The 18,575-nt window shown below is 72.4% G+C and carries 18 protein-coding genes; 9 read left to right on the top strand and 9 right to left on the bottom strand.

The window, feature by feature from the left end:
* Window positions 1-19 precede the first annotated feature (19 nt).
* Entirely contained in the window at window positions 20-1,531 is a 1,512-nt protein-coding gene (locus tag OG736_RS04790; RefSeq protein ID WP_327181301.1) for a DNA-binding protein NsdB, read from the top strand.
* Window positions 1,532-1,555: 24 nt separating this feature from the next.
* Here the strand turns inward: OG736_RS04790 and OG736_RS04785 are convergent, their stop codons facing one another.
* Window positions 1,556-2,953, bottom strand: coding sequence for a PP2C family protein-serine/threonine phosphatase (locus tag OG736_RS04785; protein ID WP_327181300.1), 1,398 nt, complete (start codon window positions 2,951-2,953; stop codon window positions 1,556-1,558).
* A gap of 349 nt (window positions 2,954-3,302) precedes the next feature.
* Here OG736_RS04785 and OG736_RS04780 point away from each other — a divergent pair, with 349 nt between their 5' ends.
* Entirely contained in the window at window positions 3,303-3,716 is a 414-nt protein-coding gene (locus OG736_RS04780; protein WP_327181299.1) for an SsgA family sporulation/cell division regulator, read from the top strand.
* A 13-nt stretch (window positions 3,717-3,729) separates the two neighbouring features.
* Here OG736_RS04780 and OG736_RS04775 read toward each other — a convergent pair whose 3' ends face one another.
* Entirely contained in the window at window positions 3,730-4,755 is a 1,026-nt protein-coding gene (locus OG736_RS04775; protein WP_327181298.1) for a Gfo/Idh/MocA family protein, read from the bottom strand.
* A gap of 118 nt (window positions 4,756-4,873) precedes the next feature.
* A complete protein-coding gene (locus tag OG736_RS04770; RefSeq protein ID WP_327181297.1) occupies window positions 4,874-5,968 on the bottom strand; it encodes a baeRF3 domain-containing protein in 1,095 nt (364 codons plus the stop codon).
* Window positions 5,969-6,111: 143 nt separating this feature from the next.
* Between OG736_RS04770 and OG736_RS04765 the strand changes: the two genes are divergently transcribed.
* Both OG736_RS04765 and OG736_RS04760 read left to right on the top strand, forming a co-directional pair.
* A complete protein-coding gene (locus OG736_RS04765) occupies window positions 6,112-6,243 on the top strand; it encodes a hypothetical protein (RefSeq protein ID WP_327187882.1) in 132 nt (43 codons plus the stop codon).
* Between the two features lie 92 nt (window positions 6,244-6,335).
* Window positions 6,336-7,118 (top strand): alpha/beta fold hydrolase, encoded by a 783-nt coding sequence (locus OG736_RS04760; RefSeq protein WP_327181296.1) that lies wholly within the window; start codon window positions 6,336-6,338, stop codon window positions 7,116-7,118.
* Between the two features lie 45 nt (window positions 7,119-7,163).
* Here the strand turns inward: OG736_RS04760 and OG736_RS04755 are convergent, their stop codons facing one another.
* The gene (locus OG736_RS04755; protein WP_327181295.1) at window positions 7,164-8,654 is read right to left on the bottom strand and encodes an FMN-binding glutamate synthase family protein; all 1,491 of its coding nucleotides are present in this window, start codon (window positions 8,652-8,654) and stop codon (window positions 7,164-7,166) included.
* The gene (locus tag OG736_RS04750) at window positions 8,655-10,274 is read right to left on the bottom strand and encodes an alpha/beta fold hydrolase (protein ID WP_327187519.1); all 1,620 of its coding nucleotides are present in this window, start codon (window positions 10,272-10,274) and stop codon (window positions 8,655-8,657) included.
* Window positions 10,275-10,603: 329 nt separating this feature from the next.
* Here OG736_RS04750 and OG736_RS04745 point away from each other — a divergent pair, with 329 nt between their 5' ends.
* Entirely contained in the window at window positions 10,604-11,311 is a 708-nt protein-coding gene (locus OG736_RS04745) for a chaplin (protein ID WP_327187518.1), read from the top strand.
* 130 nt (window positions 11,312-11,441) lie between these two features.
* On the opposite strand, the gene OG736_RS04740 is transcribed toward OG736_RS04745, so the two are convergent.
* Together OG736_RS04740 and OG736_RS04735 are read right to left on the bottom strand one after the other, a co-directional pair.
* Complete coding sequence (locus OG736_RS04740; protein ID WP_327181294.1) at window positions 11,442-11,918, bottom strand: nucleoside deaminase; 477 nt, start codon at window positions 11,916-11,918, stop codon at window positions 11,442-11,444.
* Window positions 11,919-11,952: 34 nt separating this feature from the next.
* A complete protein-coding gene (locus OG736_RS04735; protein ID WP_327181293.1) occupies window positions 11,953-13,164 on the bottom strand; it encodes an MFS transporter in 1,212 nt (403 codons plus the stop codon).
* Window positions 13,165-13,286: 122 nt separating this feature from the next.
* On the opposite strand from OG736_RS04735, the gene OG736_RS04730 reads away from it, so the two are divergent.
* The 3 genes from OG736_RS04730 (at window position 13,287) to OG736_RS04720 (ending at window position 16,354) form a co-directional block, all read left to right on the top strand.
* Complete coding sequence (locus OG736_RS04730) at window positions 13,287-13,685, top strand: MerR family transcriptional regulator (RefSeq protein ID WP_327181292.1); 399 nt, start codon at window positions 13,287-13,289, stop codon at window positions 13,683-13,685.
* A gap of 40 nt (window positions 13,686-13,725) precedes the next feature.
* Entirely contained in the window at window positions 13,726-14,502 is a 777-nt protein-coding gene (locus OG736_RS04725; protein ID WP_327181291.1) for a GNAT family N-acetyltransferase, read from the top strand.
* Between the two features lie 409 nt (window positions 14,503-14,911).
* Entirely contained in the window at window positions 14,912-16,354 is a 1,443-nt protein-coding gene (locus tag OG736_RS04720) for a hydrolase (protein WP_327181290.1), read from the top strand.
* A 25-nt stretch (window positions 16,355-16,379) separates the two neighbouring features.
* Here the strand turns inward: OG736_RS04720 and OG736_RS04715 are convergent, their stop codons facing one another.
* Window positions 16,380-16,982, bottom strand: coding sequence for a GNAT family N-acetyltransferase (locus OG736_RS04715; protein WP_327181289.1), 603 nt, complete (start codon window positions 16,980-16,982; stop codon window positions 16,380-16,382).
* A gap of 63 nt (window positions 16,983-17,045) precedes the next feature.
* Between OG736_RS04715 and OG736_RS04710 the strand changes: the two genes are divergently transcribed.
* Window positions 17,046-17,849, top strand: coding sequence for an ArsR/SmtB family transcription factor (locus OG736_RS04710; protein ID WP_327181288.1), 804 nt, complete (start codon window positions 17,046-17,048; stop codon window positions 17,847-17,849).
* A 99-nt stretch (window positions 17,850-17,948) separates the two neighbouring features.
* On the opposite strand, the gene OG736_RS04705 is transcribed toward OG736_RS04710, so the two are convergent.
* A complete protein-coding gene (locus OG736_RS04705) occupies window positions 17,949-18,389 on the bottom strand; it encodes an SPW repeat protein (protein ID WP_327181287.1) in 441 nt (146 codons plus the stop codon).
* Window positions 18,390-18,575: the final 186 nt, after the last annotated feature.

Here is an 18,575-nt window from a genome sequence, read left to right as displayed (position 1 = left end):
GAGAACCTGGGGGCTTGACGTGAGCGGACAACCCAACACCCGCCTCTCGGACCTGTTCGGCCTGGCCGGCTGGTCCAAGGGGGAACTCGCGAGGCTGGTCAACCGGCAGGCGGCGGCCATGGGCCACCCCCAGCTGTCGACCGACACCTCCCGGGTGCGGCGGTGGATCGACATGGGAGAGATCCCGCGCGATCCGGTACCGCGGGTGCTGGCGGCTCTGTTCACCGAGCGTCTCGGCCGTGTCGTGACCATCGAGGACCTCGGTCTGGTCCGGCACGGGCGTACAGGGAATCGGCCCGGCGGCGGGAGTGTGGAACATCCCGACGATGTGCCGTGGGCGCCCGAACGGACTGCTGCGGTCCTCACCGAATTCACGGGAATGGACCTCATGCTCAACCGACGCGGCTTGGTGGGCGCGGGTGCCGCGCTCGCCGCGGGATCAGCTCTCAGCAGTGCCATGTACGAGTGGCTGCACACCGACCCCACCCTCTCCTCCGACGCTCCTGTCATCGACCATCCCCTCCTGCACCATGCCGACCCCGCCGGGTTCGACCGCTACGAGGCCGCCCCCATCGGAACGGAGGAGGTGGACGAACTCGAGCGCTCGGTGGAGGTGTTCCGGGCCTGGGACGCGGCCCGCGGAGGCGGGCTGCAACGCAAGGCCGTGGTGGGACAGCTCAACGAGGTGGGCGGCATCCTCGCCTACCACCACCCCTCCCATCTCCAGCGGCGCCTGTGGGGCGTCGCGGCCAACCTCGCCGTCCTCGCGGGCTGGATGTCGCACGACGTCGGTCTGGAGCCCACGGCCCAGAAGTACTTCGTCATCGCCGCCCATGCCGCGCGAGAGGGCGGTGACCGCCCACGGGCCGGCGAGGCGCTCTCCCGGGCGGCCCGTCAGATGGTCCACCTCGGGCGGCCCGACGAGGCCCTCGACCTGATGAAACTCGCCCAGTCCGGATCCGGCGACAGCGTGACCGCGCGCACCCGGGCGATGTTCCACACCATCGAGGCCTGGGCGCAGGCTTCGATGGGCAAGAGCCAGGCCATGCGCCGTACCCTCGGCCAGGCGGAGGACCTCTTCGTCTCCGACAAGGGCGACATCACACCGCCGTCCTGGATGCAGACCTTCAAGGACGAGGATCTGTACGGGATGCAGGCGCTGGCCTACCGGACGCTCGCCGAGTTCGAGCCACAGGCGGCCGCGCATGCCCAGTACTACGCGGAGAAGGCGCTGGCGCTGCGCGTCGACGGACGGGAACGGTCGAAGATCTTCGACCATCTGTCCATGGCGTCCGCCTGCTTCATCGCCGACGACCCCGAGCAGGCGGACCGGTTCGCGCGGCTGGCCCTGATGTCGATGGGCTCGAACTCCTCCCGGCGTACCTGGGACCGGCTGAGCCAGATGTACCGGCTCACCGCGCAGTACGCGGGCTACCCGAGGATCAGCGAACTGCGGGAGGAGATCAGGCTGGCGCTGCCGAAGCAGAAGGGCAGCAGGGGGAGCAAGGGGGGCAACGGCACTCAGGTGTGAGCGGGTTGTCGTCGGTCGGTCCACTCACCGGGTGACCCGGGCGACCAGCACGCAGGCGTCGTCGGCGCGTTCGCTCTCGCCGCACTCCTCCACGACCATCCGCACACACTCCTGTGCGGTGCGCGCCCTGTCCAGACGAGGGGCCAGGCCGAGGAGGCGGTCGGCGGGTGCCAGCCCGTCGGTGTGCAGCAGAAGGAGGTCGCCTTCTTCGAGGGTTTCTTCGGCCTGCCCGTAGGCGGCGCGTGCGGTGGCTCCGAGGAGCACGCCCTCCGGTGCGTCCAGCCGGCGTCCCGTCCCGTCGCGGAACAGCAACGGGACGGGGTGTCCGGCCTGCGCCCACAGCAGGGTGCGGGTGTCCGGCCGGTAGCGGCAGCAGACCGCGCTGCCCAGGGCCGGTTGGACCGTGGCGTCCAGTAACTGGTTGAGCCAGACCATCAGTTGGGCAGGTCGGGTGCCCGCCATGGCCATTCCGCGCAGGGCGCCCAGCAGCATCGCCGTGGTCGAGGTGACGGTAGGGCCGTGGCCGGTGAGGTCACCGACGCTCAGCAGCGTCTGCCCGTCGGAGAGTTCGAGCGCGTCGTACCAGTCGCCGCCGATCTGCGAGGTCGTCGCGGCCGGCAGATAGTGGGCGGCGAGGTCGAGGGAGCGGGGGCCCTGGTGCGGCAGGCGCGGGGAGCCCCGCCACGGCGGCAGCACGGCCTCCTGGAACTCCACCGCGAGCCGGTGTTCGGTCTGGGCCCGGTGCCGCTGCCGCTGGAGCGAGTCGCGGCTCTCGCGCACCGCCCGCTGGCTGCGGCGCAGTTCGCTGACGTCCCGCAGCACGGCCCACATCGAGGTGGTGCCGCCCTCGGCGTCGAGCACGGGCTCGCCCATCATGTGCACCGTGCGGTGCTCGCCGTCCGGGCGCACGACGCGGAACTCGCCGTCGATGGGCCGGGCGTCGATCAGACAGTCCGTGACCATCGCCGTCAGCTTCGGCCGGTCCTCGTCGAGGACGAGCGCGGGCAGTTCGTCGAGGGTGAGCGGGGGAGCGGCGGGATCGCGGCCGAGGATCCCGTAGAGCTCCTCGGACCAGACGGCCTCGTCCGTCAGCAGGTTCCACTCCGCGCTGCCGACGCGGCTCAGCAGTGACTCGCGCCGGGAGGCGACCGGTGCGGCGGGCGCGGGCTCGGCGGCCGGCACGGGCGGCGGGCCGTCCCGCAGCTGGGCCAAGTGGGTGTCGAGGTCGTCGAGTTGGTGCAGCGCCAGATCGCAGAGCGCGCGCTGCCAGCGTCCCTGCGGGTCCGCCGCGTCGTTCCGGGTGTCCTGCCGAACGGCGTCCATGTCGCCCTTGAGCCGTCGTGTCTGCGTGATCAGCGCGTCGACCGAGCCGCGCCCCGGCGGCTGGGCGGCTGAGCGGTCCGCAGAGACATGGGGCGGCATGACGCACTCCGATGCGGGACGGTACGGCGAAGGCTGACACAAGGGCCGTTACGACTGTTGCACAGCCTGCGACGGCGTGTAAGGGATTTGGCAACACACGATTCGGTGGTGCTTCTGGCATATGCCAGTGTCTTCGAGGAGGGGTGGCGGGAGGTGGTCGGCGTGCGTCGCGAGGGGGTCAAGTCGTAGGTGACGTACGTGACTTGGGGGACTCCTGAGGGGGCCGAGGTGACCATCGTTCACATGTTCGCCGGGCTGATGTTCCAGGCAACGGCCACTGTGACGCAGGTCACAAGAATTGGAGACCGCTTTCGCGTAATGCAAGAGGCCCTCTCGAGGTCGTACATGCATGGACATCACTCTTGAACAACCCGTCCGCGCCCGCTTGATCACCGCGGAGGACCAGGAGCTGCCCGTGCCCGCCACGCTCCGCTACGACTCCACCGACCCGTTCGCCGTGCACGTCGACTTCCCGCCGGAGGTCTCCCTCGCGGGTGAGGCCGTCACCTGGACCTTCGGCCGGGCCCTGCTGGAGCAGGGCGTGAGCGGTCCGGCCGGGAGCGGAGACGTGCACATCTGGCCCTGTGGGCCGCTCCGTACGGTGGTGGAGTTCCACTCCCCGCTCGGCCTGGCCCTGCTCCAGTTCGAGACGGGCGCCCTGCGCCGGTTCCTGCTGCGCAGTTACGCCGTGGTCGCGGCGGGCCGCGAGGATGTCGGCGCCGCCGTCGACCAGGGGCTGGAGGCCCTGCTCGGCAGTGCCTGAGACCCGCCGGGTGTCAGTGACCGCCCGCGGTGTACAGGCCGGGGCGCGGGGCGAGTTCGACCGCGACACGCGTGTCGTTCTCCAGGGCCCGGATCCCGGCCTCGGCGACGACGGAGGCCGCGTAGCCGTCCCAGACGGTCGGGCCGGTGACCAGACCGCGCCGGGTGGCGTCGACCCAGGCCTGCACCTCGCGGTCGTAGGCGTCGACGAACCGCACGAGGTAGTCCTGGGGCACGTCCGCGGCGGCGGCGCCCCCCGTGGTGACGAGCATTCCCTGGTCGTCGCCGATGCGCGCGCTGCCCGCCTCGCACACGGCCTCGCAGCGCACCTGGTACCCGAAGCCGCAGTTGACGAAGACCTCCACGTCGACCAGGGCGCCCCCGTCGGTCTCGAAGAGCACGAACTGCGGGTCGAGCAGGCCCTGCGGAGCGCCGGCGGAGGGACGCGGGCGCCGCACGGTGACCGAGGTCAGCTCCTGGCCGAGCAGCCAGCGGGCCGCGTCGATCTCGTGCGACACCGAGCTGTCGATCAGCATCGCGCTGGTGAAGCCCGGCGGTGAGGAGACGTTGCGGTGCACGCAGTGCAGCATCAGCGGCCGCCCGAGCCGCCCTTCGTCCAGCAGCGCCTTGAGCCTGCGGTACCCGGCGTCGTAGCGCCGCATGAACCCGATCTGCGTCAGCCGCCGCCCCAGCCGGGCCTCCGCCTCCAGCACGCGCAGCGCCCCGGCCGGGTCCGGCACCATGGGCTTCTCGCACAGCACCGGGAGCCCGCGGGCGAAGGCCGCGAGCAGCGCCTCCCGGTGTGCGGGGCCGGGCGAGGCGATCAGCACGGCCTCGACGCCGGGCGCGTCGAGCGCGGCCTCGACCTCCGCGTGGACCGTCACCCCCTCGATCCCGGCCACGGCCTCCTCGGCGCGCGCGGCATCGGGATCGGCCACGGCGGCGACCCTGGCCCCGCTGACCACGCGATCGAGGCGGCGTATGTGGTCGGCCCCCATGTGTCCGGCACCCAGCACGGCCACGCCCAGCAGGTCACTCACGCGTACTCACCCTCCCGGTGGACGATCACGCCGTAGCGTACGCCGCCGGTGAAAGCCGCTGCGGGGGGCCCCGGCCGGCGCGACGCCGCGCGACCGGCCGGGCCGCCGCCCGGCGGGGTCAGTAGCGCAGCACGCCTGCCATCCCGTCCGCGTCGCCCAGCGCGCCGTCGGGTACGAAGCGCACCTCGGCGCCCGTTTCCAGGCACTGCTCGACGATCTCGTCCACGATGTCCTCGCGGGCGTCGAGATCGCCGCTCACGGCGGGGACGAGATGGTCGCCGCCGTCGCGGACCGTGATCCGGTAGTTCTCCTCGACGGCCAGCAGCCGGATCCGGCCCTCCCGCGCGCTCTGCCAGAGCTCGTCGACGCCGGCCGCGAACGTCTTGTGTCCACGGGCCGAGTCGAGCTCCCGGGCGACGGCCGCGGTGTTCCGGCGGGCCTCCGCGTCGTGCAGCGGCCGCACGGCCTGCCACACGGCGTCGGGTGTGCCGTGGGAGAGTCCGCCGTGCGGGAGGTGCACCGCGTCCCGGGTGGCTCCGCCCAGTTCGTCGAGGAGCGACAGGGCCGCCTGCTCGCCGGTGACGTACAGCGGTCGCGGGTCGTCGCGCAGCAGCCTGCCCAGGGCGGTGTCGGCCTCGCGCAGGAAGTGGCGGGTGTCCTCGTCGCGGAAGGTGCTGGGCAGGTCCCCGATCCGCTCCATGCGTTCGGCGTCGAAGTTCGGCTGGCTCCTGACCAGCGGGAAGCCGCCGGCGTGTTCCTCGGTGACCCGGTCGGCGCCGCCGTTCCACAACGTGACGCGGTCCGGGGAGACGGACAGGACCCAGAACGGGCGTTCGGCGGCCTGGGCCGAGACCAGGTTGCGGGTCAGGAAGGTGTCGGAGAGCACGACGCGTTCGGGGACGGCACGGGCCAGGGACCACACCTGGTGCTCGCCCGGGGCGGCGTAGATGACCAGGCCGTCCTCGGTGTGCGCAAGGTCGACCTCGGCCAGGGCCAGGTCGAGCTGGTCGGCGACGTCGGCGCGCCGCTCGCGGCTGACCGCCGGATCGGTCTCCAGCTGTTTCTTCGCCTCGGCCACGACATTGCGCAGCCGGACCCGGTCCTGGGTGTTCTCGGGTTCCCGCCGGTGCGTCGGCGTCAGCACGGACACCGCGGGATAGGGGCGCGGGCGGCGCAGTTCGGAGAGGGTCGCTGGGCTGAGTGCGTGCTCCATATCAGCACGATAGGTCCCAATTGCCGTTCAGGCATTTGGGGCAATGGCAACACATCTCCGGTCGCCTGCGTCGTTGCGGTCGCGGTCCCGGCCGCAGCGCCGGTCGGCGGACGTTCCCGGCCGCAGGGGCGAACGTGGTGCTGATGGGCACGAGCGATCGCACCTTCCGGCCGGCCCTCACTCATCTCACCGTCGTGGGCGCCGGGCTCGGCCGCCGACGCGGCGGCGGACACTGCATGAACTGCCCCCTGGTGTGCGATTCCGTGGAGTTCTGAGCGCGATCCCGTGGGCGCCCGACGGTGACGGCGACCCCCGCGGCCGGTTACCGTACGCGTCAGTAACCGGGACCGCACCGCAGGAGGCACGCATGCCGCAGCTCGAAGTCGACGGCGCAGCACTGACGTACGACGACGAGGGCCCGCGCGACGGCGACGGGGTGCCCCTGGTGTTCGTGCACGGCTGGACGGCCAACCGGCACCGCTGGGACCACCAGGTGGCGCACTTCGCCGAGCGGCGCCGCGTGATCCGGCTCGACCTGCGCGGGCACGGCGAGAGCGGCGGTGCGGGCGTGAAGACGGTCGCGGAGCTGGCGACGGACCTCCTGGCCCTCCTCGACCACCTGGAGATCGAGCGGTTCGTGCTGGTCGGCCATTCGATGGGCGGGATGATCTCGCAGACCGTCGCCCTCTCCCACCCCGAACGGGTGGAGCGCATGGTGCTGGTGAACTCCATCGGCCGGATGACCTACAGCCGGGGCAGGGGCCTGCTGATGGGCGTCTCCACCCTCGTCCCCTTCAAGCTGTTCGTCGCCGCCAACATCCAGCGGGCCTTCGCTCCCGGTTACCCCCGCGAGGAGATCCGCGCGTACATCAAGTCCTCCGCGGACACCCCGCGCGAGGTGGTCATGACGGTGTACGGCGCCATGCGTGCCTTCGACGTGCTGGACCGGGTCGGGGAGATCCAGGCCCCGACCCTGATGATCCACGGCTACCACGACATCCAGCTCCCGGTGCAGCAGATGCTGCGCATGGCCAAGGCCTATCCGGACGCCACCGTCCGCATCCTCGACGCGGGCCACGAACTCCCGGTCGAGAAGCCGGCCGAGCTGACGGCGGCGATCGACGCCTTCGTCGCCGTCAAGCCCGCATAGCCGTCGCGGCCGTTGCAGGCCTCGTGGCCGGCGGCCGCGGGGGCGTCAGCCGAAGCTGTCCGGGTCCGCGGCCTTCCAGTCCGCCTCCCAGGACGGCGGTGGTCCGGCGAGCAGTTCGCCCGGCGCCAGCCACTCGTACAGCTCCGCGTACGAACGGACCGTGCCCGGCCGCGTCCGCCGGACCAGATGGCCGGGAGTGAGCTCGGCCGGCTCGCGGATGCCCATCGCCGCCATGATCCGGACGGCGTCACGCACCGTCTCCCGCTGGTAGCGCCGGACCCGTCGGGCCTTGTCGGCCACGTGCAACGAGCGCGCCCGCAGCGGATCCTGGGTCGCGACGCCGGCCGGGCAGGTCCCGGTGTGGCACCGCAGCGCGCCGACACAGCCGACGGCGCGCATCATCGCCCGGGCCGCGTTGGTGTAGTCGGCGCCCTGCGCGAGCCGGGTGACGATGTCCGCGCCGGTGGCCACCCTGCCGCTCGCCCCGATCCGGACCCGGTCCCGGAGCCCGACGCCGACCAGGGCGTTGTGCACGGTGATCAACCCCTGGGTGAGCGGCATACCGAGGTGCCCGGCGAACCCCGTCGGCCCGGCGCCGGAGCCGCCCTCCGACCCGTCCACCACCACGAAGTCGGGCGTCAGACCCTCCGCCACCATCGCCCGGCACACCGCGAGGAACTCCCGCCGCGCGCCCACGCACAGTTTGAACCCGGTCGGTTTGCCGCCCGCCAGCTCACGCAGCCGGGCCAGGAACAGCACCAGTTCACGTGGCGTCGAGAAGACCCGGTGCAAGGGCGGCGACACCACAGTCTCGCCCACCGGGACCTTCCGCTCCCGCGCGATCTCGGCGCTCACCTTCACCCCGGGCAGCACCCCGCCACTGCCCGGCGCCGACCCCTGGGACAGCTTCAACGACACGCACTTCACCTCGGGCAGCGCCGCCTTGTCCGCGAACTCCCGTGCGTCGAAGCCGCCGTCGGCGTCGCGGCAGCCGAAGTACCCCGTCCCGATCTCCCAGACCAGGTCGCCGCCGCCGCGCAGATGGTGCTCCGACAGCCCGCCCTCTCCCGTGTCCTGCGCGAAACGCCCCAGCGCCGCGCCCCTGTTGAGGGCGAGCACCGCGCGCGACGACAGCGCCCCGAAGCTCATCGCGGACACGTTCAGCAGCGCCATGTCGTAGGGCTGGGAGCAGTCCGGCCCGCCCACCCGCACCACCGGCGGCTCCTCGGCCGGCTCGACCGGCCGCAGCGACGGCACCAGATACTCGTACGTCTCCCGGTCACCGCCGAACGGCTCCCGCGCGTCGCCGCTCCAGGCACGCGCGCGTACCTGCTCCGTCGGATACCGCAGCCGCCCGACCAGCGGGTGGTTGCGCAGTTCGGCGCGGCGGCGCTGGAGCAGGTCCCAGCCCCCCAGACAGGCCGACGCCAGCAGCGGTCCGGCCGCGAGCCACCACCAGGCGGACCGGACGGACGAGGCGACCGTCGTCCCGGCCGCGAGGAGGCAGACGATCAGCAGCGGCAGGAGCCGGCGCACTCAGCCGTCGTCCTCGTCGGGCCCGCAGGAGCTGCCGCTGGGCGGGAGGGAGCCGTAGAGAAGGAAGTCGTCGACCTTGCGGTGCACGCACTTGGACGACCCGTATCCGGTGTGGCCGTCGCCCTTGTTGTCGAGCACCACGGCCGGAGCACCGAGACGCTTCGCCGTCTCCACGGTCCAGCGGTACGGCGTCGCCGGGTCCCCGCGCGTGCCGACCAGCAGCATCTTCGGGGTGCTCAGGTCCTTCACCTCGTCCCGGATGAAGTCGGTTCCCCTGGGGCGGCCGTAGCACATCAGGACCTCGGTGAGGCGGTACTGCCCGAAGACCGGAGAGGCCTTGTCGTACGCGGCGCGCAGCCGCTTGAGGTCCGCGGAGATCTGCGCGGCCGTGGGGCGGTCGGGATCGTCGGCGCAGTTGATCGCCATCAGCGCCGCCGGCAGGTTGTCGAGGGGGATGTCCTCCTCGTCGACGAGCGCCCCGGGGGTGGGCTCGCCGCGGCCCGCGTCCCGGAGCGGGAACGGCAGCGGCAGGGCGAAGCCGCCGGTCGCGAAGCTCAGGACCCCGCTGGCGTCACCGCTCTCGATGAGCTGCGCCAGCGCCCGTTCCAGCAGGGGCCACAGCTCCTTGCTGTACAGCCCCTGTCCGAGCGCGCCGACGAGATCCTGGCCGGAGAAGTCGTCGCCGAAGTCGGTCGGCACCGGGTCCTCGTCCAGCGAGCGCACGAGCCGCACGACCTCCTCGCGGGCCACGCGCGGATCCTGCCCGAACGGGCAGGCGATGTCCTTGGTGCACCAGCCGACGAAGTCGTCCAGCGCCACCTGCTGCCCCCGGGCGCCCGCGAGGCCCTGCTCGGTGAGCGGCTCGGTCAGGGTGTCGACACCGTCGAGGACCAGCCGGCCCACCTTGTCGGGGAACCGGGCGGCGTACACCGCGCCGAGCCGGGTGCCGTACGAGAACCCCAGGTAGTTGAGCTTCTTGTCGCCGACTGCCGCGCGCAGCACGTCCAGGTCCTGTGCCGCGTCGACGGTTCCTATGTGCGGCAGCACCGGCCCTGAGTGCTCGGCGCAGTCGGCGGCCACCCGCTTCAACCGGGTGAGGAGCGCCTGGGGATCGGCGACGGCCGAGTCGTCGTCCAGGGAGGCCAGTCCGCTGTCCGCACCGTCCCCGCAGCTGACGGGGGAGGAGCGGCCGACCCCCCGGGGATCGAGGGTGACCACGTCGTAGCCGTCGGTGAGGTCCATGAACTCCTTGCCGGCATAGGCGAGTTCAGGAACCCCGGGGCCGCCGGGACCGCCGAAGTTGAGCACCACCGAGCCGCGCTTGTCGCCGGTGGCCCGGTAGCGGGCGAGCGCGAGGTCGAGCGTGCCGGACTTGGGGTGGCCGTAGTCGAGGGGGACGGTCAGGTCGGCGCACTGGAGGTCCTCGGGCATGCCGTCGCCGTCGCACGCCGACCACGTGACCTTCTGGCCGTAGAAGCGGGAGAGGCCGGGACGGTCGTCCCCGGCGGCGTTCCGGTTCGCGGTCGCCGTCGGCAGGCCCGCGCCCACCAGGGTCAGTGCGGCGGTGGCGGCGAGCGCGCAGCGTCGCAGCCCGGGCCGCGTCGGCAGCTTGGCCAGCATCAGTGCCTCCAGGGACGCCCGCAGCGGTCCGGGAACGGCGCCCTCGCTCACGATAGGCGGCCTGCCGACGACCCGCCTCCGGACGGACGTGGGCCACCCCGCGCCCCTTCGCGCGTCGCGCCCGGGGCGCCCCGCGAGGCCCGTGCGCCGGGGCTGACACCAGTTCGACGAGGGGGCCGAAGGGGGATCGCAAAGGTGACCCGATGGGGTGAAAGGGTTTTCAGGCATAACTCGGACGGCGCGACGACGTTCTACCGGGTGCGGGCGAGTGCCCGCGATTCAAGTCTGGAAGGCAGGGACCCATGAGACGGGTTACCCGATCCGGTGTGATGGCCGTCGCCGCAGTTTCCGGCGCGATGGCTGTGACACTGCCCGCACACGCCGACTCCGCGGCGGACGGCTCAGCGGCCGGCTCACCCGGACTGATCTCCGGCAACGGTGTCCAGTTGCCGGTGCACCTCCCGGTGAACCTGTGCGGGAACACGGTGAACGTGGTGGGCGTGCTGAACCCCGCCGCGGGCAACACCTGCGCCAACAAGGGCGCGACGGCCGCTCCCGGGAAGCACGGCGCTTCGTCCGGCGGTGGGGGCGTCGCACATGGCGCGTCGTCCGGCGGTGGGGCCACCGCACACGGCACCACGCAGGACTCCCCGGGCGTCGTCTCCGGCAACGGTGTCCAGCTGCCGGTCCACCTCCCGGTGAACGTCAGCGGCAACAGCGTGAACGTCGTCGGCATCGCGAACCCGGCGGTCGGCAACGAGTCCGTCAACGTGTCCGACGAGGAGCCCCCGCCGCCCGTCGAGCACGAGCCGCAGCCGCCGACCCGGCACGACCCGCCCGTGGAGCCGCAGCATCCCGGTCCGCGGACCGTTCCGCAGACGCCGGCCGTCGCGCCCCAGAGGGGGGTTCCCGAGGCCGCGTCCTCGCTCGCCCACACGGGGGCCGACGCCACCCTGCCCGCCGTCGCCGGCAGCGCGGTTCTGCTGCTCGGCGGTCTGGCACTCCAGCGGCGGTTCCGCCCGCACACGGAGCGCTGAGCCACCCTCCTCGGAGCGGGAACGTGCAGGCCCCCTCGGTCATGTCGGGCGGGGCAGGGGGCCTGCAGCGGTCCGGCGCGCCGCCCGGGTGGGGCCGTCGAAGCGCGGGGTGCGGGCGGCTGGGTCCGCCTCAGCCGCCGTGGAACCGCCGGTGCAGGGCGTCTACCTCCTCGACCAGCTCGGGAGCCGGTCCCTCCACCGTCACACCGGGGGCGACCTCGTGCACCGGCAGGGTCCGCACCGGTGGGGCGGGCACACCCCACGCGCCCAGCCAGGTCGTGAGGTGCTCGGACGAGGCGATGTACACGATCCGGCCCAGGCCCACCCACGCGTGGGCGGCCGCGCACATCGGGCAGTGTGCGCCCGACGTGTGGACCGTCGCCGCGGCCCGATCCGCTGACGACAGACGGGCCGCCGACCAGCGGGCGAGCTCGAACTCGGGGTGCCGGGTGCGGTCGCCGGAGGCCACCCGGCCGTGGTCCTCGGCGAGCACCGTGCCGTCCGCGCCCACCAGTACCGAACCGAACGGCTCGTCGCCGACCCGCAGCGCCTCGGCGGCGAGTCCCACGCAGCGGCGCAGATACGGCAGTTCGGCGGCCTCGACCATGGCGTACGGCCCTCCTCGACGGTCGACCCGGGCTTCACCGCCCGGCCTGGGCTCGGCTCCGCGCGTCCGGAAAGGCGTGCCGGCGGCCCAGCGCGACCGCGGTGAGGGCCAGCGCGACCAGCGGCAGTGCGGTCCACGGCAGGGCCCCCGCGCCCAGCGCCCCCAGGACCACCCCTCCGGTCAGCGAGCCGCCCGCGATGCCCGCGTTGTACACCGTCGTCTGGAGCGAGGTCGCCACGTCGGAGGCGGCGGGCCCCGAGGCGTTCACCAGTGCCGTCTGGATGAGGGTCGGCGCCCCGCCGAAGGCCACTCCCCACAGGGCGACGGAGACCAGCAGCACGGCGGGCGCGTCGGCGTACCGGCCGAGGGCGAGCATGACCGCCGCGCACAGGGCCAGCGCGCCGAGCAGCGTGGCCCGTGGGCGCCGGTCCACCAGCAGGCCCGTCCCCCAGATCCCGGAGACCGTGGACGCCCCGAAGACGAGCAGCACCACGTCCGTACGTCCGAACCCCGCGTGCTCGGTGAAGGGCGCGATGTACGTGTAGAGCATCTGGTGGCCCAGCAGCAGGAACAGGGTCACGGAGAGGATCACCGGGAGCCCCGGCAGCAGGGCGACCCGGGCCGACGGCACCCGCTCGCCCCGTGCCTCGCCCGGGAAGTCGGGGACCCGCCACCGCACCCAGCCCACCAGCAGCACCGCCAGTCCGGACAGCAGCCCGAACGCCGCGCGCCAGCCCACCACCTCGGCCAGCGCCGTCCCGGCGGGCACCCCCAGCGACAGCGCGAGCGTGATGCCGGCGAGCACGACCGCGATCGCCCGGCCGCGTCGCTCGGCCGGCGCCATCCGGGCCGCGTAGCCGGCGAGCATCGCCCACAGCGTGCCGCCCATGACACCGGCGACCAGGCGCGCGGTGAAGGTCAGGCCGTACGACGACGACAGCGCGACCACCGCGTTGCTCAGCGCGAAGCCCAGCAGGGTGCCGACGAGGACCGGCCGGCGCGGCAGGCCGCGCAGCAGCGCGGTCACCGGGATCGCCGCCACGAACGACGCCACCGCGTACCCGGTGACCAGGAACCCCACCCGGGCCTCGGGGACGCCGAGGGCCGGCGCCATGCGCGGCAGCAGCCCGGCGGGCAGCAGCTCGGTCACCACGGCGGTGAAGGCGGCCGTGGACAGGGCGAGCAGCCCCGGCCAGGGCAGGGACGCGGGCACGGCGGTGCCCTTGACCATGGAGGTGGTGGACATGCCACCATGGTCGAACATTCACATCAGTGTGAAGGCAAGCGTGGCCCTGTGCGCCGCTCGCGGAGCGACGGCAGGGAGCGGCGACGCCGAGCGGCGACGGTGAGCGAAGATCGGAGCGCGGCATGAAGATCGGCGACCTCTCCGGCCGCACCGGTGTCCCCACCCGGCTGCTGCGCTACTACGAGGAACAGGACCTGCTGCACCCCGACCGCGGGGAGAACGGCTACCGCTCCTACGGGGAGGCGGCCGTCCGGGACGTCCAGCAGATCCGCGGGCTGCTCGACTCCGGCCTCACCACCGAGATGATCCGCGCGATCCTGCCGTATCTGTCCGGCCCCTACGAGATCGTCCTGCCCGCCGAGCACCTCACCCCGGAGACCGCCGCCCTCCTCGAGGGGCACATCGACCGCATCCAGGCCCGGATCGACTGTCTGGCCCGCAACCGCGACCGGCTGAGCGCGTACCTTGCGGCGGTGCGGCCGGACGGCGTGGCGGCGCCCCGCTCGTCCCCGCACCCATAAATCCGTTGTCGCGGCCGGGCGGGGGTGCTGGAGTGGGCGCATGGATCATGCCGCGGTACTCGCCCTGTACGACCGGGACATGCGCGAAGGCGCGCGCCCCGAGAGCTCCGACGCGCGCGTCGAGCGGACCGGGGCGGTGGTCCGCCATGTCGGCGGCGAGGGCGGCTGGAGCGGGGTGCTCTGGTCGGACCTGGACTCCGCCGACGCCGACGCGGTGATCGCGGAACAGGTCGCCTACTTCACCGGACTCGGCCACGAGTTCGAGTGGAAGCTGCACGGGCACGACCGCCCGGCCGACCTCGGGCAGCGGCTCACGGCGGCCGGTTTCACCGCCGACCCGGAGGAGACCCTGATGATCGGCGAGACCGGTGACCAGCTGGTCGACGCCGGACCGCCCGAGGGTGTCCGCATCGTCCCCGTCACGGACGGGGCGGGGATCGAGCTCATGGTCGAGGCTAACGAGCGGGCGTTCGGTCACGACGGCTCGTGGCTGCGGGATCTTCTGCGCGCCCGTCTCGCCGCCGACCCGGACGCGATCGTGGCCCTGGTCGCGATGGCCGGGGACGTGCCGGTCAGCTCGGCACGGATGGAGCTCATCCCCGGGACGAGGTTCGCGGGCCTGTGGGGCGGCGGCACCGTCGAGGGCTGGCGCGGCCGAGGTGTCTACCGCGCTCTGATCGCCCACCGTGCCCGCATCGCCGCCGACCGCGGCTACCGCTACCTCCAGGTCGACGCCTCCGCCCAGAGCCGCCCCATCCTCGAACGCCTGGGCTTCGCGCCACTGAGCACGACGACGCCGTACGTGTACACGCGGTAGGGCGGCACGCGGCAGGGCGGCAGGGCGGCAGGGCCCGCGCCCACGGCGGCCCGGCCGATCTCGATCCGGACGGGCGGCCGCTCGACACGGTCGCCCTCGGCGTCGTCCTCGCCGAACGCCGCGGCGAGTGACGGTCCGAAGGGCGCGGCCAGGAGACCGACGGCGACCGTCGACGACGTACGGCGATGCGTCGGCGGACCGGGACGACGAGCCGCCCCGCTACGGCCGTGGCGCCCGGGTGTCGACGTTTTCGCCCGCGTTATTGCCCGCGTTTGATGTTCACCGCTCAGTCATGCCATGTACCTTTCAATCGTTCCACGCGGGTAGAACCCTCGAATGCGGTATCTACGCGCGCAGATTTGGCGCCCGCACCCGCCTCGTGTCCCCCCATCTCACGGAGGTTCGCCGGATGCTCGGATCACAGAGATCCCGCCGCAAGGTCACCACCGTCCTGGCCGGTCTCGGGCTGCTCGTCACCGGAGCGGCCCTTCAGGTCAGCACCAGCGCCACGCCCGCCCACGCGGCCACCCCCCACCGCATCCTGTTCGACGACGGCCACGCGGAGGAGGCCGGCAACGCCGACTGGATCATCTCGACCAGCAAGCCCGACCCGCTCTCCCAGGACTCCTACCCGTCCTCGGAGACGGACTGGACCGGCGCCCTGTCGTCGTGGGGCGTCGCCCTGCAGAAGACCGGCGACTACAGCCTCAAGACCGCCACGAGCGCCCTCACCTACGGCGGCTCGGCCGCCACCGACCTGTCGAACTTCGACACGCTGGTCCTGCCGGAGCCCAACACGCTGTTCACCACCGCCGAGAAGACGGCGATCATGAACTTCGTGAAGAACGGCGGCGGCCTGTTCATGGTCTCCGACCACACGGGCGCCGACCGCAACAACGACGGCGAGGACGCGGTCGAGATCTTCAACGATCTGATGACCGACAACAGCGTCGACTCCACCGACCCGTTCGGCTTCTCCGTCGACTCCCTCTCCATCAGTTCCGGCTACCCGGCCGCGATCAGCGACAGCGCCGACCCCGTCCTGCACGGCTCCTTCGGCACCGTCACCAAGAGCCTGATCGCCTCCGGCACCACCGCCACGCTCAAGCCGGCCGACAACTCCTCCGTCAAGGGCCTGCTGTACCGCAGCGGTTACTCCGGGAACACCGGCGCCTTCTTCGCCACCAGCACCTTCGGCAGCGGCCGCGTCGCCTTCTGGGGCGACAGCTCACCCATCGACGACGGCACCGGCCAGTCCGGCAACACCCTCTACGACGGCTGGAACGACACCGGCGCCACCAACGCCGCCCTCGCCCTGAACGCCACCGAGTGGCTCTCCGGCGCGAGCGGCGGCGGAGGCGACGACGACGGCGGCACCGACTGCACCGACACCCAGCTGCTCGGCAACGCCGGCTTCGAGTCCGGCGCCACGACCTGGAGCGCGACGAGCGGCGTCATCACCAACTCCAGCAGCGAGGCCGCCCGTACGGGCTCCTACTACGCCTGGCTCGGCGGCAACGGCACGGCCGGGACCGAGACCCTCTCCCAGTCGGTGACCATCCCGTCCGGCTGCTCCGCCGCACTCGGTCTCCACCTGCACATCGACACCGCGGAGACGACCACCAGCACCGCCTACGACACCCTTCAGGTCCAGGTCCTCAACAGCTCCGGCACGGTCCTGGGCACCCTGGCCTCGTACTCCAACCTCAACGCGGCCTCCGGATACACCCAGCGCAGCTTCAGCCTGAGCGGGTACGCCGGACAGACGGTCACGATCAAGTTCACCGGCACCGAGGGCTCCAAGCTCCAGACCTCGTTCGTCATCGACGACACCGCGCTCGACGTCACCTGACGGCAGGTCGCAACGTCAGCTGATGTCAGGCCGGTCGGGCCGCTCCTCCCGGGCGACCCGACCGGTCGGTGCCCTCCGGACGGAGGGCCCAGGTGCGCAGCAGGACTTCGCGGCCCTTGGCCTGACGGGATACGGGCGGCCGGTCGGCGAGTGCGAAGCCGCACGCGTGGGCGACCGCCTCGCTCGCCGTGTTCCCCTGTTCGATGCACAACACCAGCCGCCGTGGCCGTAGTTCGCGCAGCGCGTGGTCCGCGACCAGGCGCACCGCCCGGCCGGCGAGACCCTGCCCGCGGTGCTCGGCTCCGACCCCGTAGGCGAGTTCGGCGTCCCGCTCGTCCGACGCGCTGCGGAACAGCAGCACCTCGCCCTTGGGGCGCCCGCCGTCCGTGGTGATCGCGAGCTGCGCGGTGCGCCCTTCGGCCCGGCTAGTCCGCGCCTTGTCGAGGTAGGCGCGGGCCGCCCGGGCGTCGAAGGGGGAGACGACCGGAGTCCACCGGGCGATCTCGGGGTCGTCGTACACCTCCACCAGGGCGTCGAGGTCGTCATCGGTCCATTCGCGCAGGGTGATCCCCACCCCTTCGAGCCGCAGCGGTGCGGGCGGCACGACGAAACTCCCCTTGGTCTGCATGGGTCGATCCTGGGCGGCGGCGGTCCGATTGACATGCAGGTAATTGCCTGCCTAACGTGAAGTGTGCGATCGGGAGAGGGCCCGGGGGCGGGCCCGGGCACGGACAAGGTCTTCAAGGCGCTGGCCGACGACACGCGCCGACGGCTTCTCGACCGGCTGCACGAACGCAACGGCCAGACGCTGGGCGAGTTGTGCGCGCACATCGACATGGCGCGCCAGTCGGTGACCCAGCACCTGGCCGTCCTGGAGGCGGCCCACCTGGTCACGGCGGTGCGGCGGGGGCGGGAGAAGCTGCACTACCTCGATCCGGTCCCGCTCCACGAGATCCGGGAACGGTGGATCGACAAGTTCGGGCGCCCGCGGCCGCGTGTGCTCTCCGACGTCGAGCGACGAGCCGATGAAGCCATGACCGACAAGCCCGCCTTCGTGTACGTCACCTACATCGCCAGTACGCCGGACAAGGTCTGGGACGCGCTCGCCGACGCCGATCTGACCGCGGCCTACTGGGGGCACGCCAACGTGTCGGACTGGCGGCCCGGATTCCGCTGGGAGCACGTGCGCACGGACGGCTCCGGGATCGCGGACGTCGTGGGCGCCGTCGTCGGGAGCGAGCGCCCCACCCGGCTGGTCACCGGCTGGGCCGCGCCTGACGACGAGGGGCGGCCGGACCGGCACTCCCGGGTCACCTTCGACATCCTGCCGCACGCCGACATCGTCCGGCTCACCGTGACCCACGAAGACCTCGACGGCGAGGGCGAACTCTCCGACGCGTCGGGCGGCTGGCCGGCGGTTCTGTCCAACCTCAAGTCGCTCCTGGAGACGGGCCGGACGCTGTCCCGGGAACCGTGGCTGGTGCCTGGTCCCTGAAGGACCCGCGAGAGGACACCGGCGACGCACGGTACGAACGGCCGGGTCGGCCCGCACGCGCGGGCCGACCCGGCCGTCGTCCGGGGTGCGACAGGCTCTCTACGGCTGCGGGGTGCTCTTCGCCGCGGTGGCGGTGCACATCAGCCCCAGGATCAGGGCCAGGGCGCCGATGATGATGTTGTTGACCACGACGCCGGCGTCCGGGCTGTCGCCGACGACCCATGGCGCGATGATCATCCAGATGCCCAGCGCGCACATGGCCCAGCTCAGGCCGTACATCCGCGCGGGAGCCGCGGTGAAGCCGAGGGCCAGCAGACCGATCGCGATCCCGACGATCAGGTTGTGGGTCATGAGCGCCGGCTGGCTGGCGGTGTAGTGGAGGATCCACGGGGACACGGCGCAGTACAGACCGAGCAGGAACACCGGTCCGTCCACGAGCGCCACATCACGACCGCCGAGCATGCGGGCGTACCGCGCCTGCATCTCGGGAACATCGGGGTGCGTCGACATGTCACCTCTGGTGGGCGAGACGTTGGCCATGACGCGTCTCCTTCGACTTTCGGGCCCGACCGCTGCGGAGCGGTGTGCGGTAAGTGCCGCGCGTGTCCATTCTGCTCTTATTTATTCTTTATGTGTAGAGCTCCTATGTACTGTTCGGTTATCCGATCATTCGTCCCTCCGGCAAAGAATTCCGGCCTCGTGCCAATCCGCTCCGGCCGCGGCCTC

Origin of the sequence: Streptomyces sp. NBC_01334, from assembly GCF_035983595.1 — a bacterium.
GTDB lineage: Bacteria > Actinomycetota > Actinomycetes > Streptomycetales > Streptomycetaceae > Streptomyces > Streptomyces coriariae.
This window is presented reverse-complemented; position numbering and strand designations above follow the sequence as displayed.